23 protein-coding genes are annotated in these 25,851 nt (G+C 72.9%); 14 read left to right on the forward strand and 9 right to left on the reverse strand.

Annotated elements, in window-relative coordinates:
- The first annotated feature begins 30 nt into the window (after positions 1-30).
- Positions 31-1,401, forward strand: coding sequence for a cystathionine beta-synthase (locus ACFYON_RS02375; protein WP_354864961.1), 1,371 nt, complete (start codon positions 31-33; stop codon positions 1,399-1,401).
- Between the two features lie 44 nt (positions 1,402-1,445).
- On the opposite strand, the gene ACFYON_RS02380 is transcribed toward ACFYON_RS02375, so the two are convergent.
- The 5 genes from ACFYON_RS02380 to ACFYON_RS02400 form a co-directional block, all read right to left on the reverse strand.
- Positions 1,446-1,955, reverse strand: a complete 510-nt coding sequence (locus ACFYON_RS02380; protein ID WP_355047163.1) for a GNAT family N-acetyltransferase — start codon at positions 1,953-1,955, stop codon at positions 1,446-1,448.
- A complete protein-coding gene (locus ACFYON_RS02385) occupies positions 1,952-2,881 on the reverse strand; it encodes a ribonuclease Z (protein WP_354864965.1) in 930 nt (309 codons plus the stop codon). Before ACFYON_RS02385 ends, ACFYON_RS02380 begins: the two co-directional genes overlap by 4 nt.
- A gap of 308 nt (positions 2,882-3,189) precedes the next feature.
- Positions 3,190-4,374, reverse strand: a complete 1,185-nt coding sequence (locus tag ACFYON_RS02390) for an osmoprotectant NAGGN system M42 family peptidase (RefSeq protein ID WP_355014909.1) — start codon at positions 4,372-4,374, stop codon at positions 3,190-3,192.
- Positions 4,371-6,203 (reverse strand): N-acetylglutaminylglutamine synthetase, encoded by a 1,833-nt coding sequence (ngg, locus tag ACFYON_RS02395; protein WP_354864969.1) that lies wholly within the window; start codon positions 6,201-6,203, stop codon positions 4,371-4,373. The genes ACFYON_RS02390 and ngg overlap by 4 nt, the downstream gene beginning before the upstream one ends.
- A gap of 2 nt (positions 6,204-6,205) precedes the next feature.
- A complete protein-coding gene (locus ACFYON_RS02400; protein WP_355094396.1) occupies positions 6,206-7,996 on the reverse strand; it encodes an N-acetylglutaminylglutamine amidotransferase in 1,791 nt (596 codons plus the stop codon).
- Positions 7,997-8,201: 205 nt separating this feature from the next.
- On the opposite strand from ACFYON_RS02400, the gene ACFYON_RS02405 reads away from it, so the two are divergent.
- Positions 8,202-8,669, forward strand: coding sequence for a hypothetical protein (locus ACFYON_RS02405; RefSeq protein WP_354864973.1), 468 nt, complete (start codon positions 8,202-8,204; stop codon positions 8,667-8,669).
- Positions 8,666-9,019 carry a hypothetical protein gene (locus ACFYON_RS02410; protein WP_354864975.1) on the forward strand — a complete coding sequence of 118 codons (354 nt, stop codon included), beginning with the start codon at positions 8,666-8,668 and terminating at the stop codon, positions 9,017-9,019. The genes ACFYON_RS02405 and ACFYON_RS02410 overlap by 4 nt, the downstream gene beginning before the upstream one ends.
- Positions 9,020-9,085: 66 nt before the next feature.
- On the opposite strand, the gene msrA is transcribed toward ACFYON_RS02410, so the two are convergent.
- The gene (gene msrA / locus ACFYON_RS02415) at positions 9,086-9,745 is read right to left on the reverse strand and encodes a peptide-methionine (S)-S-oxide reductase MsrA (protein WP_354864977.1); all 660 of its coding nucleotides are present in this window, start codon (positions 9,743-9,745) and stop codon (positions 9,086-9,088) included.
- Between the two features lie 76 nt (positions 9,746-9,821).
- A complete protein-coding gene (locus tag ACFYON_RS02420) occupies positions 9,822-10,235 on the reverse strand; it encodes an HIT family protein (RefSeq protein ID WP_354864979.1) in 414 nt (137 codons plus the stop codon).
- A gap of 257 nt (positions 10,236-10,492) precedes the next feature.
- Here ACFYON_RS02420 and ACFYON_RS02425 point away from each other — a divergent pair, with 257 nt between their 5' ends.
- The 5 genes from ACFYON_RS02425 (at position 10,493) to ilvA (ending at position 16,364) form a co-directional block, all read left to right on the forward strand.
- Positions 10,493-11,539, forward strand: a complete 1,047-nt coding sequence (locus ACFYON_RS02425; RefSeq protein WP_387320478.1) for a YncE family protein — start codon at positions 10,493-10,495, stop codon at positions 11,537-11,539.
- Positions 11,540-11,637: 98 nt separating this feature from the next.
- Positions 11,638-12,780, forward strand: coding sequence for a cystathionine gamma-synthase (locus ACFYON_RS02430; protein ID WP_387320480.1), 1,143 nt, complete (start codon positions 11,638-11,640; stop codon positions 12,778-12,780).
- A 16-nt stretch (positions 12,781-12,796) separates the two neighbouring features.
- A complete protein-coding gene (locus ACFYON_RS02435) occupies positions 12,797-14,209 on the forward strand; it encodes an amidase (protein WP_355047162.1) in 1,413 nt (470 codons plus the stop codon).
- Between the two features lie 50 nt (positions 14,210-14,259).
- Positions 14,260-15,147 carry a DUF4328 domain-containing protein gene (locus tag ACFYON_RS02440; protein WP_387320483.1) on the forward strand — a complete coding sequence of 296 codons (888 nt, stop codon included), beginning with the start codon at positions 14,260-14,262 and terminating at the stop codon, positions 15,145-15,147.
- Entirely contained in the window at positions 15,144-16,364 is a 1,221-nt protein-coding gene (ilvA, locus tag ACFYON_RS02445; RefSeq protein WP_355014911.1) for a threonine ammonia-lyase, read from the forward strand. The genes ACFYON_RS02440 and ilvA overlap by 4 nt, the downstream gene beginning before the upstream one ends.
- 153 nt (positions 16,365-16,517) lie before the next feature.
- Here ilvA and greA read toward each other — a convergent pair whose 3' ends face one another.
- Both greA and ACFYON_RS02455 read right to left on the reverse strand, forming a co-directional pair.
- On the reverse strand, positions 16,518-17,018 hold the full coding sequence (gene greA / locus ACFYON_RS02450) for a transcription elongation factor GreA (protein WP_354864991.1): 501 nt from the start codon (positions 17,016-17,018) through the stop codon (positions 16,518-16,520).
- A gap of 141 nt (positions 17,019-17,159) precedes the next feature.
- The gene (locus tag ACFYON_RS02455; RefSeq protein ID WP_355047160.1) at positions 17,160-17,594 is read right to left on the reverse strand and encodes a DUF4307 domain-containing protein; all 435 of its coding nucleotides are present in this window, start codon (positions 17,592-17,594) and stop codon (positions 17,160-17,162) included.
- 241 nt (positions 17,595-17,835) lie between these two features.
- On the opposite strand from ACFYON_RS02455, the gene mca reads away from it, so the two are divergent.
- The 6 genes from mca to purE all read left to right on the forward strand — a co-directional run bounded on the left by mca (position 17,836) and on the right by purE (position 25,583).
- Positions 17,836-18,717, forward strand: coding sequence for a mycothiol conjugate amidase Mca (mca, locus tag ACFYON_RS02460; protein WP_354864994.1), 882 nt, complete (start codon positions 17,836-17,838; stop codon positions 18,715-18,717).
- A gap of 48 nt (positions 18,718-18,765) precedes the next feature.
- Positions 18,766-19,050: a hypothetical protein gene (locus ACFYON_RS02465; RefSeq protein WP_354864995.1), complete on the forward strand. Its 285-nt coding sequence runs from the start codon at positions 18,766-18,768 to the stop codon at positions 19,048-19,050.
- Positions 19,051-19,249: 199 nt separating this feature from the next.
- Positions 19,250-21,781: a putative bifunctional diguanylate cyclase/phosphodiesterase gene (locus ACFYON_RS02470; protein WP_387187270.1), complete on the forward strand. Its 2,532-nt coding sequence runs from the start codon at positions 19,250-19,252 to the stop codon at positions 21,779-21,781.
- A gap of 49 nt (positions 21,782-21,830) precedes the next feature.
- A complete protein-coding gene (locus tag ACFYON_RS02475; protein WP_354864997.1) occupies positions 21,831-23,867 on the forward strand; it encodes a thioredoxin domain-containing protein in 2,037 nt (678 codons plus the stop codon).
- 67 nt (positions 23,868-23,934) lie between these two features.
- The gene (locus ACFYON_RS02480) at positions 23,935-25,092 is read left to right on the forward strand and encodes a 5-(carboxyamino)imidazole ribonucleotide synthase (protein ID WP_354864998.1); all 1,158 of its coding nucleotides are present in this window, start codon (positions 23,935-23,937) and stop codon (positions 25,090-25,092) included.
- On the forward strand, positions 25,092-25,583 hold the full coding sequence (gene purE, locus ACFYON_RS02485; RefSeq protein WP_184682217.1) for a 5-(carboxyamino)imidazole ribonucleotide mutase: 492 nt from the start codon (positions 25,092-25,094) through the stop codon (positions 25,581-25,583). The genes ACFYON_RS02480 and purE overlap by 1 nt, the downstream gene beginning before the upstream one ends.
- Positions 25,584-25,851: the final 268 nt, after the last annotated feature.

Here is a 25,851-nt window from a genome sequence, read left to right on the forward strand (position 1 = left end):
CGACGGCGGCGCGACGAAGGGCACAACGAGGTGCAGTACTACGACAACGTCGTCGAGCTGATCGGCAACACCCCGCTGGTCCGCCTGCGCAACGTCACCGAGGGCATCCAGGCCACCGTGCTGGCGAAGGTGGAGTACGTCAACCCGGGCGGCTCGGTCAAGGACCGGATCGCGCTGCGCATGGTGGAGGACGCCGAGAAGGCGGGCATCCTCGGGCCGGGCGGCACGATCGTGGAGCCGACCAGCGGCAACACGGGCGTCGGGCTGGCCCTGGTGGCCCAGCTGCGCGGCTACCGCTGCGTCTTCGTCTGCCCGGACAAGGTCAGCCAGGACAAGCAGGACGTGCTGCGCGCGTACGGCGCCGAGGTGGTGGTCTGCCCGACCGCCGTCGCGCCGGAGGACCCGCGCTCCTACTACAACGTCTCCGACCGGCTGGCCCGGGAGATCCCCGGCGCGTGGAAGCCCAACCAGTACAGCAACCCGGCCAACCCGCGCTCGCACTACGAGACCACCGGCCCGGAGCTGTGGCGGCAGACCGAGGGGAAGATCACCCACTTCGTCACGGGCGTCGGCACCGGCGGCACCATCTCCGGCATCGGCCGCTACCTCAAGGAGGCGTCCGAGGGCCGCGTGAAGGTGATCGGCGCGGACCCGGAGGGCTCGGTCTACTCGGGTGGCACCGGCCGTCCGTACCTGGTCGAGGGCGTCGGCGAGGACTTCTGGCCGGAGACGTACGACCGGAAGATCGCCGACGAGATCGTCGAGGTGTCGGACAAGGAGTCCTTCGAGATGACCCGCCGGCTGGCCCGCGAGGAGGGGCTGTTGGTCGGCGGCTCCTGCGGCATGGCGGTGGTGGGCGCGCTGGAGGTGGCCCGCAAGGCCGGCCCGGACGACGTGATCGTGGTGCTGCTGCCGGACGGCGGCCGGGGCTACCTGTCGAAGATCTTCAACGACAGGTGGATGGCCCGGTACGGCTTCCTCGACGGCTCGGGCACCGAGCCGACAGTCGCCGACGCGCTCGCCGGCAAGCCCGGTGGCCTGCCCGAGCTGGTGCACGTGCACCCGACCGAGACGGTCCGCGACGCGATCGACTACATGCGCGAGTACGGCGTCTCCCAGCTGCCGGTGCTGAAGGCCGAGCCGCCGGTGGTGACCGGTGAGGTGGCCGGCTCGATCGCCGAGAAGGACCTGCTCGACGCCCTGTTCACCGGCCAGGCGCACCTGCACGACACGATCGAACGGCACATGGGCGAGCCGCTGCCGATGATCGGTGGCGGCCAGCCGGTGAGCGAGGCGGTCGGGCTGCTGGAGAAGGCGGACGCGGCGCTGGTGCTTGTCGACGGCAAGCCCAAGGGCGTGCTGACCCGGCAGGACCTGCTGGCTCACCTCGGCACCCGCTGAGCCCGACTGTAGGGAAGGGCCCTCTGTCGCCAGAGGGCCCTTCCCTACAGGGGCCGGGCATAGCGGAGCTGGGGGACCGGCACCTGGCCGATGTGCTCGTCCCGCTGGAGACCGGTGGCGGCCCAGCCACCGCGCTCGTAGAACCGGCGGGCGGTGGCATTGTCCCGCAGCACCCACAGCGCCGCCCGGGTCCATCCCCGCGCCCGCATCGCGTCAAGCGCGTCCACCATCAGCGCCCGGCCGGTGCCCCGGCTCCGCTCGGACGGCTCCAGGTGGATCGCGCTGAGTAGCCCCGTCGCCGGATCGCCCTCGTCGTCCGGCCCGAGGTAGCTGAAGCCCACCAGCAGCCCGTCCCGCTCGGCCACGGTCATCCGATGGTCAGCGCCCTCCCAGGTCAGCCGCTCCACCCAGTAGCGGCCCATCGCCTCCGGCGTCGGGTCGGCCAGCGCCTCGGCCGGCAGGAACGACGAGTACGCCGCCACCCGTGAGCGCTGATGCAGAGCGCCGACCGCCATCAGGTCGGCCTCGGTCGCGGAACGTAGGGAGATCGTCACCCGGGCGACGGTACCCGCCGGGGCGGCACCTGCACCGTCTGGAGATCCTCGGCGATCACCAGATCACCGGTGAAGTGCTCCCGGGCCTCCTCCTGGAAGCGGCGCGGGTCGGCGTACCGCTGGGAGAAGTGGGTGAGCACGAGCGTGCGTACCCCCGACTCGGCTGCCACCCGCGCGGCCTGGCCGGCGGTGAGGTGCCCGACCTCGGCGGCGAGCGCCGCCTCCGACTCCAGGAACGTCGACTCGATCACCAGCAGGTCGGCGTGCTCGGCCAGCGCGTACACGCCGTCGCAGAGCCCGGTGTCCATCACGAAGGCGAACCGCTGTCCCGGCCGGGTCACGCTCACCTCGTCCCGGCTGACGCGGCGTCCGTCGCGGTCCAGGTGGCCCTCGCGCAGCAGCCTTCCGGTGTCCGGACCGGCGATGCCGTACGCGGCCAGCCGCTCCGGCAGCATCCGGCAGCCGTCCGGCTCGACCAGGCGATATCCGTACGTCTCGACGGGGTGCCGCAGCCGGCGGGCCTCCAGCGTGCCGATGCCGAGGGCGAACCGCTGCCCGTCGGTGGCGACCGGCTCGACGGCGAGTTCGGCGGTCTCGTGGAAGCTTGAGGCGTGGCGCAGCCGGGCGAAGTACTCGGCGCCGCCGGCCGGGAAGTGCACAGCCACCGGGCGCGGTACGCGGTCCAGCGAGAGCCGCTGGATCATGCCGGGCAGCCCGAGGCAGTGATCGCCGTGGAAGTGGGTGACGCAGATGCGGGTCAGGTCGGTGGCCGTGATCCCGGTGTGCAGCATCTGCCGCTGGCTGCCCTCGCCCGGGTCGAAGAGGATCACCTCGTCGTCCCAGCGCAGCAGATAGCCGTTGTGGTTGCGCTGCCGGGTCGGGGCCTGGCTGGCCGTACCGAGCACCACCAGCTCACGCATGGACACGGCATCCTCCGGAAGGCAAAAAGCGACCCCCGGGGCTTCCGCGCTCGCGCGCGGGCCGGCTGGACTGGGCCGGCACCCCGGGGGTCGGGTGGCTGTCGTGGTTTCGCCGCACCGCTGCCACACGGTCTCGACGATCCTGCAGGTGCCCGCCTCGCGGCGGACGAGTTTTCACTGTCGAGGACAGCGGCTAGCGGACAGCCACCTCACGAGTCCGATTGCTATACAAGTCTGGACCACCTCCTTTCCCGTGTATCGCCACGCTATCCACTTCCCGGCGGCCACGGCAACGGATTTCGATCACAGGCCCGTCAGTCCAGGCCGATCGGGCCCTCGCGGGGGCCTTCCTCGTTCGCCGGCTGCACCGCCAGCGACGGGAAGTCGGCCAGGTCGCCCTCGGGCTCGGCGTCCCACTCCGGGAAGACCAGCGGGCTCTGGAGATAGAGGCAGAGCAGCTGGGTGAGCTGGTGCAGCCCGTCGAGGTGGGTGCGCTCGTGGCCGTGGGTGGCGTCCACGCCGAAGCCGAGCAGCGCCACCCGGGCGTGCGCCCCGGCCTCGACCGCCGCTGCCACGTCCGAGCGGTAGTAGTCGAAGACGTCCCGGACCAGGTCGACGCCGTGCTCCTTGGCGATCGAGGCCAGGTTCCGGGTCAGGTGGTAGTCGAACGGGCCGACGCCGTCGCCCATCGCCAGCGTGGCAGCGGTCTCCCGGGACTGCTGGCCCGGCGCGACCACCGCCGCGTCCACCGAGACGATCTCCGCGACGTCCGGGTCCAGCCCGTGGCTCGCGCCGTGGCCGATCTCCTCGGTGACGGTGACCAGCAGGTGCGCGGTGACCGCCGGGGTGACCCCGGCGTCGACCATCGCCTTGAACGCGGTCAGCACCGCCGCCACGCCCGCCTTGTCGTCCAGGTGCCGGGACTTGACGTACCCGCTGGGGGTGATGCTCGGGTTGGGCAGGAACGCCACGAAGTCCCCGGCGTCGATGCCGAGCGCCCGCAACCCGGCCTCGTCGTGCGCCGGCTCGTCCACCCGCACCTCGACCAGCTCCCAGCCGACGCCCTGGAGGTCGACCGCCTCGTTGTAGCGGTGGCCGCTCGCCTTCAGCGGCAGCACCTGGCCGGTGACGACCCGCTCCAGGTCGTCGGTGAAGATCCGCACGTGGGCGCCCTCGGCGAAGCGGGCGCTGTGCGTACCGATCTGATTGATCTCCAGCCGGCCGTTCTCCTTGAGTCGCTTCACCATGCCGCCGATGGTGTCGGTGTGCACCACCACGGCCCGGTCGGCGCCGGTCGACCGGGGGCCGGGCAGGCAGGCGCTCAGCGCTCCGCGACGGGTCAGCGTGGAGCTGATCCCGATCGCGGAGAGCCGCTCGCCCACGTACTGCTGGATGTGATCGGTGCGCCCCGACGGGCTGGGGATCTCCAGCAGCTCCACCAGCACCTGGCGGAGGTAGTCGAGGTCGAGCTTGAGCGGTTGGGGTTTGCGTGCGGTCATACCCCAGAGCCTGCCGCACCGGCAGGCGACCAGAGTCGCTGCGGTGCCCGGGTACCCGGGAAGAGCAGGTCGACGAAGCGTTCGGCGGTGGGCTGCGGCTCGTGGTTGGCGAGTCCGGGGCGCTCGTTCGCCTCGATGAACACGTGTTCCGGCTGGTCCGGGGCCGGTACCAGCAGGTCCAACCCGGTGACCGGGATGTCCAGTGCCCGGCTGGCCGTCACGCACGCCTCGGCGATCGCCGGGTGCAGCTCGGCGGTCACGTCGTGGATCGTGCCGCCGGTGTGCAGGTTGGCAGTCCGCCGGACCGCCAGCACCTCGCCCTCCGGGAGCACGTCGTGCATCCGGTAGCCGGCCTCGGCCACCACCTCGCGGGTCATGTCGTCGATCGGGATGCGGGACTCGCCACCGGTGGCGGCGGCCCGGCGGCGGGTCTGCCGCTCGATCAGCTCGGTGATGTCGTGCACCCCGTCGCCGGTGATCTGCGCCGGCCGGCGCACCGCGGCGGCGACCACCTCGTGGTCGATCACCACGACCCGCAGGTCCTCGCCCGCGCGCAGCTCCTCGATCAGCACGTCCGGGCAGAACCGGCGGGCCAGCTCGACGGCGGCGGTCAGCGCCTCCGGCGTACGCACGCCGACGGTGATGCCGTTGCCCTGCTCGCCCCGCGCCGGCTTGACCACCACCGGGCCCACCTCGTCGAGGAACGCGACGTCGTCGGGCTCGCCGGTGGCGGTGCGCCCGCGCGGCACCGCCAGCCCCGCCTCGGTGAGGATGCGCCGGGTCACCCGCTTGTCGTCGCAGCGGCTCATCGCCACCGCCGAGGTCAGCTCCGACAGCGACTCGCGGGTGTGGATGGTCCGGCCGCCGGTGGTCAGCTTCAGCTCACCCCAGTGCGGGTCGGTCACCTCCACCCGGATGCCCCGGCGCATCGCCTCGTCCGCGACGATCTTCGCGTACGGGTTGAGCTTGTCGTACCCCGCGGGCATGGCGGGCAGGAACAGGCGTTCGTTGATCGGGTTCTTCCGCTTGACGCAGAGCGTGCCGGTGCGGTGGAAGCCGAGGCGCTCGTACAGCCGGATCGCGCCCGAGTTCTCGGCCAGCACGGACAGGTCCACGAACGCCCGGCCGCGCTCGTCGAGCCGGTCGGCGAGCGTGGTGAGCAGCGCCTGGCCGGTGCCGGGCGGTGCGGTGTTGAAGTCGACAGTCAGGCACCACAGGCTGGCGCCGTTCTCCGGGTCGCCGAAGACCGCGACGTGGTCCACGCCGGTGATGGTGCCGACCACCTCGCCGGTGGTGTCCTCGGCCACCAGGTGCAGGAACCGGTCCGTGCCGGCGTTGTCCACGAGCACCTCGACCGGGGCGGTGACCATGCCGTTGCGCGCGTAGATCCGGTTCACCGCCTCCGCGTCGGCGGCGTCACGCAGGTTCCGGACGGTCAGCCCGGGCACCTCGCCGCTCTCGGTGGCGGCGGGCCGCCTCTCGCCCAGCGGCAGCCGGTAGGTCAGCGACGGGTCGATGAACAACTCGTCCGGCAGCCGGGACACCAGCACGTGCGGGTCGCGCAGGTAGATGCAGATGTCCCGGGCGCCGACCGCCTCGGAGCGCAGCACGTCGGCGACGTGCACCTGGTCGTCGAACGTCTGCCCGAACACCAGCCGGCCCCAGCCGCAGTCCAGCACCACGCCCGAGGCGTGGGTGGTGTCCGGCTGCCGCGGCTCCGGCGTACCCGGGGCGACCGGGTCACCGCCGGGGCCGGTGAGTTCCCGGCGCCGGCCCAGCACCCGCTCACGGTCGGTACGTGCCGTTCCGGTGGCGAGGGTGTCGGTCACTGTCAGTCGATTCCGTGGCTCTGGAGCCACATTTCCAGGAGTCCCAGTTGCCACAGCTTGTTTCCGTTCAACGGGGTCAGTTCGGCATTCGGGTCGGCGAGCAGCGCGTCGACGTAGTCGGCGCGGAACAGGTCACGACGGCGCGCCTCCGGGGCGGTGAGCGCGTCGCGTACCCGGTCGAGGAGCTTGCCCTCCAGGTGGGTGAGGCCGGGCACCGGGAAGTAGCCCTTGGGCCGGTCGATGACCTCGTGCGGCAGGACCCGGCGCCCGATCTCCTTGAGCACGCCCTTGCCGCCCTGGGCCAGCTTCAGCTCCGGCGGGCAGCTCGCGGCGAGTTCGACGAACTCGTGGTCGAGGAACGGCACCCGGGCCTCCAGCCCGTGCGCCATGGTCATGTTGTCGACCCGCTTGACCGGGTCGTCGGTCAGCATGACCTGGGTGTCGATCCGCAGGCCGGCGTCCACGGCGGTCTGCGCCCCCGGGCTGCCCAGGTGCGCGGCCACGAACTCCCGCGCCGGATCGCCGTCGGCCAGCCACGCCGGGTTGAGCACCCGGGCCAGTCCGGCCGCGTCGCGGTCGAAGAAAGCCTTCGCGTACGTCTCGAGCGCCTGCTCCCGGTCCACCCCGGCCAGCGGCGGGTACCAGTGGTAGCCGCCCAGGATCTCGTCCGCGCCCTGGCCCGACTGCACCACCTTGACGTGCCGCGCGACCTCCTGGCTGAGCAGCCAGAACGCGACGCAGTCGTGGCTGACCATGGGTTCGCTCATGGCCGAGACGGCGGCCTCCAGCGGCGGCAGCAGGTCGCCGGTGGGCACCCGGATCTGGTGGTGGTCCGTGCCGAACGTCTTCGCCACCAGGTCGGAGTAGACGAACTCGTCGCCCTCCCGGCCGCCGACCGCGTCGAAGCCGATGGAGAACGTGGCCAGGCCGGAGCGGGCCTGCCCCTCGCCGGCGAGCAGCGCGACGACCAGGCTGGAGTCGAGGCCGCCGGAGAGCAGCACGCCCACCGGCACGTCGGCCACCATGCGGCGGCGTACGGCGGTGGTCAGCGAGTCGAGCAGTGCGTCCTGCCAGTCCCGCTCGGACCAGCCGGCCCGCTCGGCGGCACGGGCGAAGGACGGATCCCAGTAGACCCGCTCGTGGGTGGAGCCGTCCGCCTCGTACACCCGGACCGTGGCCGGCGGCAGCTTGGTGACGCCGGCCAGGATGGTGCGCGGCGGCGGCACGATGCTGTGGAAGCTCAGGTAGTGGGCGAGCGCCACCCGGTCGATGGTGGTGTCGATGCCGCCACCGGCGAGCAGCGCCGGCAGGGTCGAGGCGAACCGCACCACGCCGGGGGTCTCGGCCAGGTAGAGGGGCTTGATGCCGAGGCGGTCCCGGGCCAGCACCAGGCGTCCGGTGTCGCGCTCGCTGATCGCCACCGCGAACATGCCGATCAGGTGGTCGACGAAGTCGAGCCCCCACTCGGCGTACGCCTTGATCACTACCTCGCTGTCGCCGGACGAGAAGAACCGGTGGCCCTTGGCCTGGAGTTCGGCGCGCAGCTCCCGGTAGTTGTAGATGCAGCCGTTGAAGACACCGGTGAGCCCGGCGGCGGCGTCCACGATGGGTTGGCCGCTCGCCGCGGACAGGTCGATGATCTTCAGGCGCCGGTGTCCCAGCGCGGTCGGGCCCTGCGACCAGACGCCGCTGTCGTCGGGCCCTCGGTCACTCATCGTGGCCGCCATCCGCTCCACGGCCGAGACGTCGGCTCGTGAACCGTCACGACGGAACTCTCCCGCAAGTCCGCACATACGATCCAATGCTGCCAGAGCTTGTTGCGGTTCGCCTGTTGAGACGATGACGAACGTGTGACAGCTTGCTACCATGCGCCGTCACGCAGGGTGCCCACCGCTTACGGCGTACGTTCCTGCCTCGGTCCACCCGATGTCGGGGTTCGGCTTCCCCGAAGCTGTGAGGAATGCCGCAACGTACTACTTCTGAAGTAGTGTTGAAGTCATGTCGATGCCCTTGGAGTCGGTGCCGTTCTCCGAGCTGCTCCGCCAGCCGGCCGAAACCGCCGAACGCCTCGCCCGTACCCGGGCGCTGCGGCTGCGTCGCCGGGACGCCGCCGATCTGGTGCTGATGTCCGCCGAACGGGCTGAGGCCGAGGGCGAGGTGGTCGATCTGACCGCCCGGCTGCTGGCCGGCCTGGCTCGTCGGGACCCGGCCTTGGTCCGTGAGACGCTGCCGACCGTGCTGCCCTGGATGCGGTTTCTGCCACCTGGGGACGTCGAGCAGATGACCGACGAGTTCATCGACACCGCCACGGCGGCGGCAGCTGTCGGCAGCACCGCGGCGGTTTCCCAACTGCTCGCCGAGTGGCGGCACACCGCCGAGGTCCACGCCGACCCCGACCTGCACCGGGTCCTGGCCGCGCCCAGCTCTGACGACTTCGGGCCGGTCGCGCGCCCGGCTGGCGAGTGAGCGCGAAGCGCGGCGATCGGGCCGCGCCGCCGCCCCGCCCCGGCGGCTACACGCTGCGTTTCGCCACGAACGACGCGGCCAAGGGCTGGGAGGAACTGTGCCGCCAGGCCGCGGCCAACACCCGCGCCGCCTTCGACGCCATCGAGATCCGCCCCTGCCCCTCCCCGCCGACCAGCCGCCAGCACCCCCTCAAGGGTTCCCTCGCCAAGGCCGTGCACAACGGCAGGGAGCTGCCGCAGTGGCAGTACGAGGTGACCGCCGGTGGCCGCGTCTGGTACCTGGTCGATCACCAGAGCCGGACCTGCTGGATCAAGCACGCCGGCACCGGGCACCCGAGAGCCACCGACTAGAGGCGGTCCGGTCGGGCCCACCTCCCCCTGCGGGGTGGGGGGCCCGATCGGGGCGAGTCCGTCTGGCTACGCGGTGCGGGCCACGCCGACCGGGCAGGACATCCCGTTCGGTCCGTGGTTGCAGTAGCCGTTCGGGTTCTTCGTCGGGGCCAGGTACTGCTGGTGGTAGTCCTCGGCGAAGTAGTAGTCGCCGAGCGGGGCGATCTCGGTGGTGATCTCACCCTTGCCGGCCCGGGCCGCGATCGGCGCGAACGCGTCCCGGGACGCCTTCGCGGCGGCGAGCTGCTCGTCGGTCGTCGAGTAGATCGCCGAGCGGTACTGGGTGCCCACGTCGTTGCCCTGGCGCATGCCCTGGGTCGGGTCGTGGTTCTCCCAGAAGACCTTGAGCAGATCCTCGTAGGCGATCTTCGACGGGTCGTAGACCACCTGGACCACCTCGGCGTGCCCGGTCATGCCCGAGCAGACCTCCTCGTACGTCGGGTTGGTGGTGTAGCCGCCCGCGTAACCGGCGGACGTGGTGATCACGCCGGGGAGGGTCCAGAACAGCCGCTCGGCGCCCCAGAAGCAGCCCATGCCGAAGACGGCGACCTGCGCGCCCTCGGGGAACGGGCCCTTCAGCGAGGCGGGCAGCACCTCGTGCCGGTCGGCGATCGGCATCGCGATCGGGCGGCCCGGCAGAGCCTGGTCAGGAGAGATCATCTCGGCCTTCATACGGCGGAGGAACACGGTGGGACTCCTCTCTTGGCTTTCCCAGCGTGTGCAACAGCGCCGGCCCCCGGTTCCTTACCCGCCCGCGCCGCAGTCAGGCCAGCGCCGCCGAGATGCGGCCGGCGAACTCCGTCGCCTCGGCGTCGTCGGCGTACCGGGTGCGCGGCCAGAAGAAGCCGCGCAGCCCGTCGCCCTTGGTCCGGGGCACCACGTGGGTGTGCAGGTGCGGTACGGACTGGGACACTCGGTTGTTCATCGCCACGAACGTCCCACCGGCGCCCAGACCGGCCTCCACCGCCACGGCGATCCGCTGCACCAGCCGGAAGTAGCCGGGCAGCGCGTCGCCCGGCAGGTCGGGCAGGGTGACCAGGTGGGGCCGGGGCACCACGAGCACGTGGCCCTTGAACACCGGCCGGGTGTCGAGGAACGCGACCCCGTCCGGCTCGTCGGTCACCCGGAAGGCCGGCACCTCACCCGCCACGATCCCGCAGAACACACACCCGCTCATCCGGGCAGGGTATGCCCGCCCGGGGCGTCACGCGCGCCGGCCGCGCCCCACGCCGGCGAGTGAGCGCCCCCACGGCGGGAAGCGAATGTGGTAACTATTCATGAGTCTGGATCAGCACGTTCGGGGGCGATGGTGCTGACGCGCGACGGGACCGGTCCGGTCCCCGTCCGGGTGTGCTCGCCGACCGCCTCCGAGGACGGTCCGGCAGCCATCCGGCCGTGGCCACCGCCGCGGCCGACCTCGTGAAGGGAACACCCTTGCGCCTCGACAGACGCCTCGCGCCGGCCCTGGCCGCGCTCACCGGCATGCTGCTCGCCGCCGTACCCGGCGTGTCCGCCTCCGCCGCGGCCGCGCCCCGGGCCGTACCCCTGCCGATCGCCGACGCCGCCGACGTCGTCGCGACCGGCGACCGGATCTTCGTCAGCGGCGGCCGGAACTCCACCGACGTGGTGGTGACCGCGGCGAACGGCGACCTGGTCAGCACTCTGTCCGGCCTGCCCGGCCCGACCGACCTCCAGCTCAGCGCGGACCGGCAGACGCTCTACGTGGCGTTGCCGTCGGCGAACGCGATCGCGGCGGTGAACACCGGCACCCTCACCGAGTTCGCCCGGTTCGACACCGGCGCGGCCGCCTGTCCGGCCTCGCTCGCGCTGACCGGCCGCTTCCTGTGGTTCGGCTACGGCTGCGGCGGGTGGGACGGCAACATCGGGCGGCTCGACCTGGGCCGTCAGCCGGCCGTCCTCACCACCGGCCTGGCCCGGGAGACCTACTACGGCGCGCCGCTGATGACCGCCCCCCAGCAGAACCGCACCGTGCTGCTCGTCGGCCAGCCGGGGGTCAGCCCGGCGTCGGTCGACGCCTACGCCATCGGCACCGGCGGCGCGCTCAGCTTCCTGCGGACGAACGACTTCATGGCAGTCGGCAGCAACCTGCGCGACATCGCCCTGAACCCGGCCGGCGACACGCTCTACACCGCCTCCGGCGCCCCGTACGAGGTGCAGGCGTTCCCGCTCGCCGCCATCACCACCCCGACGGCGACGTTCCGGACCGGCGCCTACCCCAACGCGGTCGAGCTGACCCGGGACGGCACCCGGGTGGCCGGCGGCGCCGACGCCTCCTACGACCCGGACGTGTTCGTGTTCGGGCTGGACGGCACCGAGCAGGCCCGGTTCGAGCTGGGTGCGGACCTCGTACCCGGAGGGCTGGCCTGGTCTCCCAACGGCGCCCGGCTCTACGCGATCACCTCGGACTGGACCGGAGCCCGGCCGGCCACCCTGCACGTGCTGCCGGTGCCGGCGGCCTGACCGTCCCGCGCCGCTCCCGCCGCCCGGTGGGAGCGGCGCGGCACCCGTGACGGGGACATCGCGTACCGGGGCCGGCCGCAGGGACTAGCCTTCCGGGCATGAGCCACGGCTTCGAGACACTCGCCATCCACGCCGGCCAGGACCCGGAGGCCCGCACCGGTGCGGTGATCCCGCCGATCTACCAGACCAGCACGTACGCCCAGGACGCCGTCGGCGCGCCCCGCGAGGGCTACGAGTACAGCCGCTCCGGCAACCCCACCCGGGACGCGCTCCAGGAGTGCCTTGCCGCGCTGGAGGGTGGCCCGGTGGCGCTCGCCTTCGCCAGCGGCCTCGCCGCCGAGGACACGCTGCTGCGGACCGTCTGCAAGCCGGGCGACCACGTGGTGATCCCGGACGACGCGTACGGCGGCACCTACCGGCTGTTCGCCAAGGTGGCCGAGCGCTGGGGTCTGGCGTACACCCCGGCGAAGGTCTCCGACCCGGACGCCGTGCGGGCCGCGATCCGCCCGGGCGCCACCCGGATCGTCTGGGTGGAGACGCCGACGAACCCGCTGCTCGGCATCGCCGACATCGCGGCGCTGGCCGCGGTGGCGCACGACGCGGGCGCGCTGCTGGTGGTCGACAACACGTTCGCCTCGCCGTACCTCCAGCAGCCGATCGCGTTCGGCGCGGACGTGGTGGTGCACTCCACCACCAAGTACGTCGGCGGACACTCCGACGTGGTCGGCGGCGCGCTCGTCGCGGCGGACCGCGCGCTCGGCGAGGAGCTGCGCTACCACCAGAACGCGATGGGCGCGGTCAACGGCCCGTTCGACGCCTGGCTCACGCTGCGCGGCATCAAGACCCTCGGGGTACGGATGGACCGGCACTGCGACAACGCCGAGCGGATCGCGGCCTACCTGGACAGGCACGCCAAGGTCGCCCAGGTCCTCTACCCGGGCCTGCCGTCGCACCCGGGCCACGAGGTGGCCGCCAAGCAGATGCGCCGCTTCGGCGGCATGATCTCGTTCCGCGCGGCGGGCGGCGAGGAGCACGCCGTGGAGATCTGCAACCGGGCCCGGCTGTTCGTGCTCGCCGAGTCGCTCGGCGGCGTCGAGTCCCTGATCGAGCACCCGGGCCGGATGACACACGCGAGCGCTGTCGGCTCGCCGCTTGAAGTTCCCGCCGATCTCGTGCGACTGTCTGTCGGCATCGAAACGGTCGACGACCTGCTCGCCGATCTGGAGCAGGCCCTGGGCTGACCGCTGGCTGGGGAGGGTGGCAGTGCCGGAGATCTTGCCGACGAGCTGGGTCGGGACGACCGCGAAACAGATCGCCCGGGCGGTCCGCCGTGGCGACGTGTCCGCCACCCAGGTCGTCGCCGACCATCTGGACCACGTCGACCGCGTCGACGGTGAGCTGGGCGCGTTCCGCACCGTACGCGGCGGCGAGGCGATCACCGAGGCGGAGAAGGTCGACGAGCAGGAGGAACTGGCGAACCTGCCGCTTGCCGGAGTGCCGGTGGCGGTCAAGGAGAACACGCCGGTGGCCGGCCTGCCCACCTGGAACGGGTCGGCCGCGATGCGTACCGAGGTGGCGGAGGCCGACCACGAGGTGGTCCGGCGGCTGCGCGGCGCGGGCGCGGTCATCCTCGGTGTGACCCGGATGCCGGAGCTGGGCCTGTGGGCCCTCACCGACGACGACACCGGAGTGACCCGCAACCCGTGGGACAAGGCGCGTACCCCCGGCGGCTCGTCCGGCGGCGCGGCCGCCGCGGTGGCCGCCGGGCTGGTGCCGATGGCCCACGGCAACGACGGCCTCGGTTCGATCCGCATCCCGGCGGCCTGCTGCGGCCTCGTCGGGCTCAAGCCCGGCCGGGGCGTGGTGCCGTGCCAGCTCGGCGCGGACGACTGGTTCGGCCTCACCGAGCACGGCATGCTGACCAGCACGGTCGCCGACGCGGTGGTCGGCTTCTCGGTGCTGGCCGGGCGCCGGCCGGACAAGCTGGTCCCGCCGGCGCGGCTGCGGGTGGGCGTCTCGCTGCGCTCCCCGGTACGCGGCGTCTCGCCGGACGCGCCGAACCGGGACGCGGTCGCCGCCGCCGGCCGGCTGCTGGCCGCCGCCGGCCACGACACGGTGCCCACCGACCCGGTCTACCCGACCCGGCTCGGCCTGCAGGGCATCGCCACCTGGTTCGCGGCCGCCGCCGCCGACGTGCGCGCCGCCGGGGTGGCGCCGCGTCAGCTCCAGCGGCGCAGCCGCCGGCACGTCACGCTCGGCGAGTGGGCGCAGCGCCGGGGGTACGTGCGGGAGGCCGACCGGGCCGCCTGGCGCGAACGGTCGGTGAACTTCTTCGCCGACAACTCGATCGACCTGCTGCTCACCCCGGCGCTGGCCGGGCCGCCGCCGGAGGCCGTCGGGTGGTCCGGCCGCTCCTGGCTGGCGAACATGTCGGCGAACATCAGGTACGCCCCGTACGCGGCGCCGTGGAACATCGCCGGGCTGCCCGCGATCGTGGTGCCGGTCGGCCGCCGCCCGGACGGCCTGCCGGTGGGCGTGCAGTTCGTCGGTCCGCCCGGCTCCGAACTGCTGCTGCTCGGCGTGGCCGGCCAGTTCGAGATGCAGGCGCCGTGGGCCCGGCACGCGCCCGGCTATCCCCGTGTCGGAACGGGGTCACCGGCCACCGCCTGATCGTCTAGCGTGTGCGGACCCCTGTCGCACACCACCTCGGACGGTCCCCGATGCACTGCCAGACCTGCGGGGACGCCACGTCCCCGGCCTATGAGGAGTGCCAGCGCTGCGGCACCCGCGTCGGTCAGCCCGCCGTTACCCCCGGCGCGCCCACGTACGGCGTACGCGGCCTGGCCGTGGCCAGCGCGTTCGCGGTCGGCGCCGCCACCCTCTGCTACCTGCTGACGGTCCTGTCCCCGCTGGTGGGGGTGCGGATGGCCCGCTCGGCCGCCGAGCAGCTCGACCGGGACGTGCTGCTCGGTGCGGTGCTGGCCGAGGTGCTGATCACCCTGCCCTACCTGCTCGCCCTCCTGACCGCGGGGACACTCGTGGTGATCTGGACCTGGCGGACCCGCAAGAACCTGGACGCCTTCCCGGGCGCGGTGCCGAACCTCAGCCCGGCGTGGGCGATCGCCGGCTGGCTGGTGCCGCTGGTCAACCTCGTCGTACCGGCCCGGGTGCTCGCCGACCTGCTCCGCAACAGCGTCTGGCGGCGCCAGTCGTGGCTGGTCGGGGTGTGGTGGGTGAGCTGGCTGGTGTTCCTGATCGGTGACCGGTTCGTCGCCCGGGCCGAGCAGCAGCGCTACGACCGGCTGACCGAGCTGCCCCGCAACGACGTGGAGTTCGGCACGTACGTGCGCTTCTACGAGCAGGCGCTCGCGCCCCGGCTGGTGCCGGCGGTGGCCTGCCTGGTCGCCGGCATCGCGTTCATCGTGCTGATCCGCCGGATCTCGTCCGCCCAGCAGGACCGGCTCGCGCGGGCCGTGCCGGCGTGGCCCGGTCAGCAGGCGTGGCCGGGGCACCCGGGCTGGGCCGCTCCCGTCGCGCCGGTGCCGCCCGCGCCGTCGGCCACGTCGACGCAAATCCCACCGGGTCCGGGTGGCACGATCGGGGCATGACGGAACTGGTCGGCCTCGCCGACGTGCAGGCCGCGCGGGAGCTGATCGCCGGTGTCACCCGTACCACCCCGCTGGAGCCGTCCCGGCCGCTCAGCGCCGCGCTCGGCGGGCCGGTCTGGCTCAAGTGCGAGAACCTGCAACGCGCCGGGTCGTACAAGGTGCGCGGCGCGTACGTGCGGATCTCCCGGCTCTCGGCCGAGGAGCGGTCCCGCGGCGTGGTGGCGGCGAGCGCCGGCAACCACGCCCAGGGGGTGGCGCTCGCCGCCGGGCTGGTCGGCGCGCACGCCACCGTCTTCATGCCGGTCAACGCGCCGCTGCCGAAGGTCGCCGCCACGAAGGGGTACGGCGCGCACGTCGAGCTGGTCGGCAACACGGTCGACGAGTCGCTCGTCGCGGCGCAGACGTTCGCGGAGCGGACCGGTGCGGTGTTCATCCACCCGTTCGACCACGCGGACGTGATCGCCGGGCAGGGCACCGTGGCGCTGGAGATCCTCGAACAGTGCCCGGACGTGCGCACCATCGTGACCGGGGTGGGCGGTGGCGGGCTGGTCTCCGGGATGGCGGTGGCGGCCAAGGCGCTGCGTCCCGACGTACGCGTGATCGGGGTCCAGGCGGCGAGCGCCGCCGCCTTTCCGCCCTCGCTGCGGGCCGGCGAGCCGGTACGGCTGCCCTCGTTCGCGACGATCGCCGACGGGATCGCCGTCGGCCGTCCGGGCGAGCTGACCTTCACGCACGTCCGCAAGTTCGTCGACGAGGTTGTCACGGTCTCCGAGGAGGACATCTCCCGGGCGCTGCTGATGCTGCTGGAACGCGGCAAGCAGGTCGTCGAGCCCGCCGGCGCGGTCGGCGTGGCGGCGCTGCTGGCCGGCGCGGTGGAGGTGACCACGCCGGTGGTCGCGGTGCTCTCCGGCGGCAACATCGACCCGCTGCTCATGCTCCGGGTGATCGAGCACGGCCTGGCGGCGGCCGGCCGTTTCCTGCGGATCACGGTGCGCTGCACGGACCGGCCCGGCCAGCTCGCCTCCCTGCTCGGCGAGATCGCCGAGCACCGCGCCAACGTGGTGGACGTGGTGCACCAGCGCGCCAACCCGCACCTGCGCCTCGGCGAGGTGGAGGTGGCCCTGTCCGTGGAGACCCGCGGGGTGGAGCACTCGGACACGCTGATCAGCGCGTTGCGGGCCAGCGGCTACCAGGTGGTCTTCACCGGCGAGGGCTGAGTCCTCGGCGAAACGCGAGGCGCACGGCGGAACGCGAACGCCCCGGCCGGATGATCCGGTCGGGGCGTTCGGGTGTGCGGCTCGGGTCCGAGGAGGGCCTGTCAGCCTCGGTCGGGTTCGGGACCCGAGCCATCCGGCGCGGGTCCGGAAGGGTCAGCCGCTGTACGGCTCGAAGGAGACGATGGTCACCTTGATATCGGCGCCGCTGGGCGCGGTGTAGGTGCAGGTCTGCCCCGCCTTGCCGCCGAGGATGGCCTTGCCGAGCGCGGACTCGGGGCTGTAGACCGTGAGGTCGGTGGTGGCGGCGATCTCCCGGGAGCCGAGCAGGAACGTCTCGCTGTCGTCGGCGTCGTCGTCGAAGTAGATCTTCACGACCATGCCCGGCGACACCGCGTCGGTGTCCGGAGCCTCACCGACCTTGGCGGTGCGCAGCAGCTCCTTGAGGTAGAGGATGCGGCCCTCGGCCTTGCCCTGCTCCTCGCGGGCGGCGTGGTAGCCACCGTTCTCCCGCAGGTCGCCCTCCTCGCGCCGGGCGTTGATCTCGGCGGCGATGACCGGCCGGTTGGCGATCAGCTCGTCGAGCTCGGCCTGCAGACGGTCGTAGGCGTCCTGGGACAGCCAGGTGGCGGGCGCCTTGTTTCCATGTGTGGACACAGGCGATCTCCTCGATTGGTGCGGACTGGCTGACAGGTGAACTTGCAAGGCTACCAGTGCGGTACACGTCGAGGTGTGATCAATCACCCCGGGTGGCGGCGGGCCGGGGTGTGGCTGCCGGCGACTCGCCGACGGTCCGGGTCAGCCGGCCGGCCGGCAGCGCAGGACCTCGCCGATGAACGGCCGGGCGCTCGTGGGCACCTCCTGCCGGGTACGGATGTGGCGCTGGCCGGGCTCCGCCGTCACGGTGACTTCCGCGCTGCCCACCTGGGCCCCGTCGTGGGAGCGGGCCCGCAGCAGACAGGTGGCCGAACCGCCCGGCGGCACGGTGACCCGGAAGTCGACCATCACCCGGGAGTCGGTGATGTCGGAGTAACTGATCATCTCGCCCTGGTACTCCGGGTCGCCGTACTGGTAGTAGAGCTTCGCCGCGCCGAGCCCGAGGACTGCCAGCAGAACCGTGACGGTCAGGGCGAGCAGGAGCGGCCGGCGGCGTCCCGGCTCCCGGCGGCGGCCGTAGCGGCCCGGCGGGAAGGCCGGGGCCTCCGCGGCGACTGTGGCGTGCGTCTCGCTCACCGGCGGCTGTCTCCTGGCGTTGTTGTCGGCGGCATCGGCAAGAATGGCTAGGTCCATCTTCCCAGCCCGGCGCTGAGTCAAGGATGGCAGGTCGGCTTGGACCGGCGGGCGTGGCCCTGGCCACTCCGGTGGCGGCCCCCGACCGGCCGTCACGGGGGCTTTCGCGGGCGCGGGGGAAGATTCCGGCAGGTCAGCCGCCCGGCCCGGGTCGGTCGGCGGGCACAGACGAGGAGCGCCGAAGGTGGCAGAGAAGCTGCGTCTCATGGCGGTGCACGCCCATCCCGACGACGAGTCGAGCAAGGGTGCGGCCACCATGGCGAAATACGTCGCCGAGGGGGTGGACGTCCTGGTCGTCACCGCGACCGGTGGCGAGCGGGGCAGTGTGCTCAACCCCAAGATGGACCGCCCCGACGTCTGGGCGAACATCGGTGACATCCGGCGGGCCGAGATGGACGCGGCCCGGGCCGTCCTCGGCGTCGAGCAGGCGTGGCTCGGCTTCGTCGACTCCGGGCTGCCCGAGGGCGACCCGCTGCCGCCGCTGCCGGAGGGCTGCTTCGCGCTCCAGGACGTGGACGTCGCCGCAGCGCCGCTGGTGCGCCTGATGCGGCAGTTCCGCCCGCACGTCGTCACCACGTACGACGAGGAGGGCGGCTACCCGCACCCGGACCACATCATGACCCACAAGGTCACCGTGGCGGCGTTCGACGCGGCCGGTGACCCGGATCGCCACCCCGAGCTGGGCGAGCCGTGGCAGCCGCTGAAGCTCTACTACGACGTGGGCTTCTCCCGCGCCAAGATCATGAGCCTGCACGAGGCGGTGCTCGCCGCCGGGCTCGAATCGCCGTACGGCGACTGGATGAAGCGGTGGGACGAGCGCCCCGACAAGGGCGCCCGGATCACCACCCGGGTCGAGTGCGCCGACTACTTCACGGTCCGCGACGACGCGCTGCGCGCGCACGCCACCCAGATCGACCCGGACGGCTTCTGGTTCCAGGTGCCGATGGAGCTGCAGCAGCGCGCCTGGCCGACGGAGGACTTCCAACTCGCCCGGTCACTGGTCGACAGCCCGCTGCCCGAGTCCGACCTGTTCGCGGGCGTACGGGAGGCGTGCCGTGCCCACTGACCTGGCCGGGGTCTACCCTGGTGCGCAGCCGCACATCGGAGGAACACCATGCTGACCACCGTCGAGGTGCTCGCGCAGAACAACTTCGGTGACACCCGCACGGGTGGTCTGGCCGGTCCGATGGGCCTCTTCCTCATCGTCGCGCTGGCCACCGTCACCGTCCTGCTGATCCGCAACATGAACGCCCGGCTGCGCCGGCTGCCCGACCGCTTCCCGCAGCAGGGCGGCCCGGGACGGGCCGATTCCGCAGTCGTCGATCCGACAGACGGGCTCGTCGAGCAGGATTCACCCACGAACGCGTCAACCGGCTCCGAGCAGCGCCGCAACAGCTGAACACCGCGTGAATCACGTCGAAGCCGGTCGTCGCCCTCTGTTGCGACCACCGGCTTTGGCTTAGCCTTCCGCCGGGGGGACCGTCAGGCCCCGGGACCCTGTGCGGAAGGGGTACGCCGATGTCGATGGCAGCACCGGCCCCCGACCATGCCCAGGCGCCCGGCCACGCCCCGGCCCGACCCGTCGACGGGGCGGCCCCGTGACCACCGAGCCGGTCGGCCGTTCCCCCGACCGGATCGGCCTGCGCGGGACACCGACGGGCGTGGTCCTGCTCACCGTCGCGGTCGCGCTGACCGGTCTGCTCGCCGCCGTACTCGGCCTCACCGTCCCGTCGCACCTGCCGGCCGGTCATCCACTGCCGGGTCCGGCGCGGTTCGGCATCGCCGTCGCCGCGTTCGCGGTGGCCCAGCTCGCCCGGCTGCGCTTCCGCAGCGCTTCGGGCATGGTGAGCATCACCTGGGGTGAGGCCGCGCTGGTGGTCTGCCTCTGGCTGGTGCCGGCGGGCTGGCTCCCGGCTGCGGCCCTGCTCGGCGTGGGCGCCGCCTGGACCGTGATGTCAGTGGTCTCCGACCGCCGTCCCGCCCTGGAACTGGTGGGGATCGCCGGTTCGCTCACCGCCGCCACCGCGCTCGCCGCGGCAGTGGCCACCGCACTCGGCGCGCCGCTGCTCGCCGCGCCCACCCCGGAGCTGGCGCTCACGCTCACCGCCGCCGCGGTGACCTACCTGCTGACCACCGCCTTCCTGGGCGCCGTCGTGCTCGCCCTGCGGCACGGCATCGCCATCGGCCCGCCGCTGCTCGCCGCGCTGCACGGCAAGCTGCTCATGTTCGTCGGCAACGTGGCGGTCGGCCTGGTGGTCGTCGCGCTGCTCGAACTCGACGCGCGCTGGCTGCTGCTCCTGCCGCCGCCGCTCTGGCTGCTCCAGCAGACCTACCGCCACCGGCTCCGGGCCGACCAGGAACGGCGTACCTGGCGGGCGTTCGCCGAGGCCACCGCCGCACTCAACCAGCTCGACGAGCGCGGCGTGGCGACCGCCGCGGTGACCGGCGCGCTCACCCTGTTCGGCGCGGAACTGGTCGAGGTCGACGTGGTCCGGGGAGAGGGGCGCTGGCGCCGCTACCGGGCCGACCGCGGCGGCCAGGTACGCGACCGGGAGGTGGAACCGTCGGCCGGCGTCGGCGTGGGGGAGCACGAACTGGTGCGGCGCCTCGCGGTGGGGTCGGCCGAGGTCGGCCGCCTGCGGGTGCGGTTCGCCCGGTCCGCCCCGCCGAGCGCGCGGGAACGCGACGGCGTGGCCGCCTTCGGGGACGCCCTGGCCGCCGCGCTGCACGACGCCGCCACGCACCGCGAGCTGCGGCTGGTCACCGCCCGTTCGTCGTACGACGCGGTGCACGACCAGCTCACCGGCCTGCTCAACCGGGCCGCCCTGCTCGCAAAGGGCGACCAGGCGCTGCGGCAGCGCGCACACGACCACCCGGTGGCCCTGCTGCTGCTCGACGTGAACCAGTTCAAGGAGGTCAACGACACGCTGGGGCACTCGGCGGGCGACCAGTTGCTGCGGCTCACCTCCAACCGGCTCGCCGCGCTGACCCGGCCGGGCGACCTGCTCGGGCGCCTCGGCGGCGACGAGTTCGCCCTGCTGCTCACCTCGGTTCCGTTGGTCGAGGACCGCGCGGCCCCGCTGGCGTACGCGCTGCGTCAGGCCCGGGAGGTCGCCGAGCGTCTCGCCGCACCGACCGAGGTGGCCGGGGTGCGCATGTCCGTCGAGGTGGCGGTGGGCGTGGTGGTGGCCGACGCGGGCGCGGCCGACCTGACCGAGCTGTTGCGGCGGGCGGACATCGCCATGTACCAGGCGAAGGAGGGCGGCGGCAGCGTCGCCGCGTACGACAGCTCGCGCGACGCGGCGAGCACCGACCACCTGGCGTTGCTCGCGGAGATGCGGGAGGCGCTGGCCGCCGACGACCAGCTGGTGCTGGCGTTGCAGCCGGCGGTGGACCTGGCGACCGGCGCGCCGACCGGGGTGGAGGCGCTGATCCGGTGGCGGCATCCGCGCCGGGGCTGGCTCGGCCCGGCCGACTTCATCCGCCCGGTGGAGAACAGCGAGCAGCTCGGCAGCTTCACCCGGTACGTGCTGGACAAGGCTCTGGCGGTCGCCTCCGGATGGGCGCGGGACGGGCTGGACGTGCCGATCTCGGTGAACCTGTCCGCGCGCAGCCTGCTCGACCCGCGGCTGCCGGCCGAGATCGAGGAGGCGCTGCGCCGCCACCAGGTGCCGCCGCACCGGCTCGTCCTGGAGATCACCGAGACGGTGGTGATGAGCGAGCTGGAGGTCATCGACGAGGTGCTGGCCACGCTGCGCACCATGGGCGTGCAGCTCGCCGTGGACGACTTCGGCACCGGGTTCTCGTCGCTGACGTTCCTCACCCGGATCGCCGTCGACGAGTTGAAGGTGGACCGCTCGTTCGTGCTCCGGATGGCCGACTCGCCGGAGGCGGCGGCGATCGTCCGGACCACCGTGGGCCTGGCCCACGAGCTGGGGCTGCGGGTGGTGGCCGAGGGTGTCGAGACCGCCGAGCAGCGCACCGCGCTGGCCGAGCTGGGCTGCACCGCCGCCCAGGGCTACCACTTCTTCAAGCCGATGCCGGCCGACAAGATCGCCGCGGTGCTCGCGTCCCTGCGGGATTCCGCCCGCGGCAACGTCTTCCCGCTGCGCGCCGACGGCGTCTCCTGACCCGGCCGCACCGGCGGCGTCGTCAGGCGATGGTGGATAGGGTCGGGTGGTGAATCGACTCGCCCAGGCCACCTCGCCCTATCTCCTCCAGCACGCCGACAACCCGGTCGACTGGTGGCCGTGGTGCGACGAGGCGTTCGCCGAGGCGAAGCGGCGCGACGTGCCGGTGCTGATCTCGGTCGGCTACGCGGCCTGCCACTGGTGTCACGTGATGGCCCACGAGTCGTTCGAGAACGAGGCAGTGGCCGGGCTGATGAACGACGACTTCGTCTGCGTCAAGGTCGACCGGGAGGAGCGCCCCGACGTCGACGCGGTCTACATGACCGCCACCCAGGCGATGACCGGGCAGGGCGGCTGGCCGATGACCGTCTTCGCCACGCCGGACGGCACGCCGTTCTTCTGCGGCACGTACTTCCCCCGGGCCAACTTCATCCGCCTGCTCGGCTCGGTCGCCACCGCCTGGCGCGACCAGCGCGAGGCGGTGCTGCGGCAGGGCGCCGCCGTGGTCGAGGCGATCGGCGGCGCGCAGGCCGTCGGCGGCGTGACCGCCCCGCTCACCGCCGAACTGCTCGACGCCGCGGCCGGTCAGCTCGCCCGGGAGTACGACGAGACGAACGGCGGTTTCGGCGGCGCGCCGAAGTTCCCGCCGCACATGAACCTGCTCTTCCTGCTCCGGCACCACCAGCGCACCGGCTCGGCGCGCAGCCTGGAGATCGTCCGGCACACCTGCGAGGCGATGGCTCGCGGCGGTCTCAACGACCAGCTCGCCGGCGGCTTCGCCCGCTATTCGGTGGACGGCCACTGGACCGTGCCGCACTTCGAGAAGATGCTCTACGACAACGCGCTGCTGCTGCGGGTCTACACCCAGCTCTGGCGGCTCACCGGCGACCGGCTGGCCCGCCGGGTGGCCCGCGACACCGCCCGGTTCCTCGCCGACGAGCTGCACCGCGCCGGTGAGGGCTTCGCCTCGGCGCTGGACGCGGACACCGACGGCGTCGAGGGGCTCACCTATGCCTGGACGCCCGACCAGCTCATCGAGGTGCTGGGGGAGGCCGACGGCCGGTTCGCCGCGGACCTGTTCGGCGTCACCACCGACGGCACGTTCGAGCACGGCACCAGCGTGCTGCGGCTGGCGCGGGACGTCGACGACGCCGACCCGGCGGTGCGGGCCCGCTGGCAGGACGTGGTGGGCCGGCTGCTGGCCGCCCGCGACACCCGGCCCCAGCCGGCCCGCGACGACAAGGTGGTGGCCGCCTGGAACGGGCTCGCGATCACCGCCATCGCCGAATTCCAGCAGGTCGCGGCGCTCCTCGTGTCGCCCGACGACGAGGACGCGAACCTGATGGACGGCGTGCTTATCGTCTCCGACGGCGCGATGCGGGACGCCGCCGAGCACCTGGCCACCGTGCATCTCGTGGACGGGCGGCTGCGGCGGGTCTCCCGGGACAAGGTCGTGGGTCAGCCGGCGGGGGTGCTGGAGGACTACGGCTGCGTCGCCGAGGCGTTCTGCGCGATGCATCAGCTCACCGGCGAGGGGCGGTGGCTGACACTGGCCGGTGAGCTGCTCGACGTGGCGCTGGCCCGGTTCGCCGGGCCCGAGGGTGCCTTCTACGACACCGCCGACGACGCCGAGCGCCTGGTCACCCGGCCCGCCGACCCGACCGACAACGCGACACCGTCGGGCCGCTCGGCGATCGTCGCGGCGCTCGTGGCGTACGCGGCGCTGACCGGGGAGACGCGCTACCGGGAGGCGGCCGAGAAGACGCTGTCGACAGTCGCGCCGATCGTCGACCGGCACGCCCGGTTCACCGGGTACGCGGCCACCGTCGGGGAGGCGCTGCTGTCCGGGCCGTACGAGATCGCGGTGGCGACCGGCGACCCGGAGGGCGACCCGCTGGTGGCCGCCGCCCGGCGGCACGCCCCGCCCGGCGCGGTGGTGGTGGCCGGCGCACCGGACCAGCCCGGTGTGCCGCTGCTGGCCGGGCGGCCGTTCGTGGACGGGAAGCCCGCCGCGTACGTCTGCCGGGGCTTCGTCTGTCAGCGCCCGGTGACCGGCGTCGAGGAGCTGATCGCGCAGCTCGGCTGAGCCGAGTGGGGGGCCGGTACGCCCTCACGGTCCGGCCCGGCATCGGCCCTTATAGGCTGGCGGCGCTATGGACTCCCGTACCGGTCTCCCCGTCGTGGGCATGGTGGGTGGCGGCCAACTCGCCCGGATGACCCACCAGGCCGCCATCGCTCTCGGCCAGTCGCTTCGCGTGCTGGCGCTCGCCCCGGACGACGGCGCGGCGCTGGTCGCCGCCGACGTCCAGTACGGCGACCACACCGACCTGGCCGCGCTGCGCACGTTCGCCAAGGGCTGTGACGTGGTCACCTTCGACCACGAGCACGTCCCGAACGAGCACATCCGCACCCTGACCGACGAGGGTGTGAAGCTGTTCCCGCCGGCTGACGCGCTGGTGCACGCGCAGGACAAGCGGGTGATGCGGGAACGGCTCGGCGAGCTGGGCGCACCGAACCCCGCCTGGCGTCCGGTGGAGTCTCCGGCCGACCTGATCGCCTTCGGCGAGGAGACCGGCTGGCCGGTGGTGCTCAAGGCCGCCCGGGGCGGCTACGACGGTCGGGGCGTCTGGATGGTCGACGACGCCGGTCAGGCCGGTGAGCTGGCCGCCACGCTGCTCGCCGGTGGCACGCCGCTGCTGGTGGAGGAGCGGGTGGCGCTGCGCCGGGAGTTGGCCGTACAGGTCGCGCGGTCGCCGTTCGGGCAGGTCGCCGCCTACCCGGTGGTGGAGACGGTGCAGCGCGACGGCATCTGCGTCGAGGTGCTGGCGCCCGCGCCCGACCTGCCCGAGGAGCAGGCCGTCGCCGCGCAGCAGCTCGCCATCGACCTCGCCACCGCACTCGGTGTGGTGGGCCTGCTCGCGGTGGAGCTGTTCGACACGCCGTCCGGGCTGGTCGTCAACGAGCTGGCGATGCGACCGCACAACTCCGGGCACTGGACCATCGAGGGGGCCCGCACCTCGCAGTTCGAGCAGCACCTGCGGGCGGTCCTCGACTACCCGATGGGGGACACCTCGCTGACCGCGCCGGTCGTGGTGATGGCGAACGTGCTCGGCGGCGAGCCGGGCGGCATCTCCGTCGACGAGCGGCTGCACCACCTGTTCGCCGCCGAGCCCGGGGCCAAGGTCCACCTGTACGGCAAGCAGGTCCGCCCGGGCCGCAAGATCGGGCACGTCACGGTGCTCGGGAACGACCTCGACGACGTACGGGCCCGGGCCGCGCGTGCCGCCCGCTGGCTCCAGGAGGGGCAGTGATGAGCACCGTCGGGCTGATCATGGGTAGCGACTCGGACTGGCCGGTCATGCGGGCCGCCGCCGAGGCGCTCGACGAGTTCGGCGTGCCGTACGAGGTGGGTGTGGTCTCGGCGCACCGCACCCCGGTCAAGATGATCGAGTACGGCCGGGCCGCCGCCGGCCGTGGTGTCCAGGTGATCATCGCGGGCGCGGGCGGAGCGGCTCACCTGCCCGGCATGGTCGCCTCGGTCACCCCGCTGCCGGTGATCGGCGTCCCGGTGCCGCTGAAGTACCTGGACGGCATGGACTCGCTGCTGTCCATCGTGCAGATGCCGGCCGGCGTGCCGGTCGCCACCGTGTCGATCGGCAACGCCCGCAACGCCGGCCTGCTCGCGGTACGCATCCTGGGAGCCTCCGACCCGGTGCTGCGCGAGAAGATGGCCGCCTACCAGGCGAGCCTGGAGGACCTGGTCGCCGAGAAGGAAGCCGCGCTGCGCGCCTCCCTGACCTGACCGCGCGGCGCGACGCCACCGGCTGTGGCCGCCGCCCTCGACCGGCTCGGCGGCCGGGTCTGCTCACTCTGGGTATTCAGGGCTCTCGGTCACTCAAAGTGGCTGGCGGGCTGGCGGGTATTTGTGCCCTCCGTCGACTTTGCTCTGCCGCCATTGACGCAGCACGGCTCCGACCTGCGGTTCAGGTGATGTCGCAAATTGGAGCGGCGACGGCTCTCGTCACGACGGGTAATCGTTGCGCCCGTGGGTGCAGAGCAAAGGCGGAAGG

The sequence above is a fragment of the Micromonospora sp. NPDC005686 genome (assembly GCF_042871665.1).
In the GTDB taxonomy this organism is placed as follows: domain Bacteria; phylum Actinomycetota; class Actinomycetes; order Mycobacteriales; family Micromonosporaceae; genus Micromonospora.

What these genes read in the sequence shown, in the direction of transcription:
- ACFYON_RS02390 (WP_355014909.1), bottom strand. Translation starts at nt 4,374, where the DNA reads ATGACCGCACGCAAACCCCAACCGCTCAAGCTCGACCTCGACTACCTC.
- ACFYON_RS02400 (WP_355094396.1), bottom strand. Translation starts at nt 7,996, where the DNA reads ATGTGCGGACTTGCGGGAGAGTTCCGTCGTGACGGTTCACGAGCCGAC.
- ACFYON_RS02405 (WP_354864973.1), top strand. Translation starts at nt 8,202, where the DNA reads ATGTCGATGCCCTTGGAGTCGGTGCCGTTCTCCGAGCTGCTCCGCCAG.
- ACFYON_RS02420 (WP_354864979.1), bottom strand. Translation starts at nt 10,235, where the DNA reads ATGAGCGGGTGTGTGTTCTGCGGGATCGTGGCGGGTGAGGTGCCGGCC.
- ACFYON_RS02430 (WP_387320480.1), top strand. Translation starts at nt 11,638, where the DNA reads ATGAGCCACGGCTTCGAGACACTCGCCATCCACGCCGGCCAGGACCCG.
- ACFYON_RS02440 (WP_387320483.1), top strand. Translation starts at nt 14,260, where the DNA reads ATGCACTGCCAGACCTGCGGGGACGCCACGTCCCCGGCCTATGAGGAG.
- ilvA (WP_355014911.1), top strand. Translation starts at nt 15,144, where the DNA reads ATGACGGAACTGGTCGGCCTCGCCGACGTGCAGGCCGCGCGGGAGCTG.
- ACFYON_RS02465 (WP_354864995.1), top strand. Translation starts at nt 18,766, where the DNA reads ATGCTGACCACCGTCGAGGTGCTCGCGCAGAACAACTTCGGTGACACC.
- ACFYON_RS02480 (WP_354864998.1), top strand. Translation starts at nt 23,935, where the DNA reads ATGGACTCCCGTACCGGTCTCCCCGTCGTGGGCATGGTGGGTGGCGGC.
- purE (WP_184682217.1), top strand. Translation starts at nt 25,092, where the DNA reads ATGAGCACCGTCGGGCTGATCATGGGTAGCGACTCGGACTGGCCGGTC.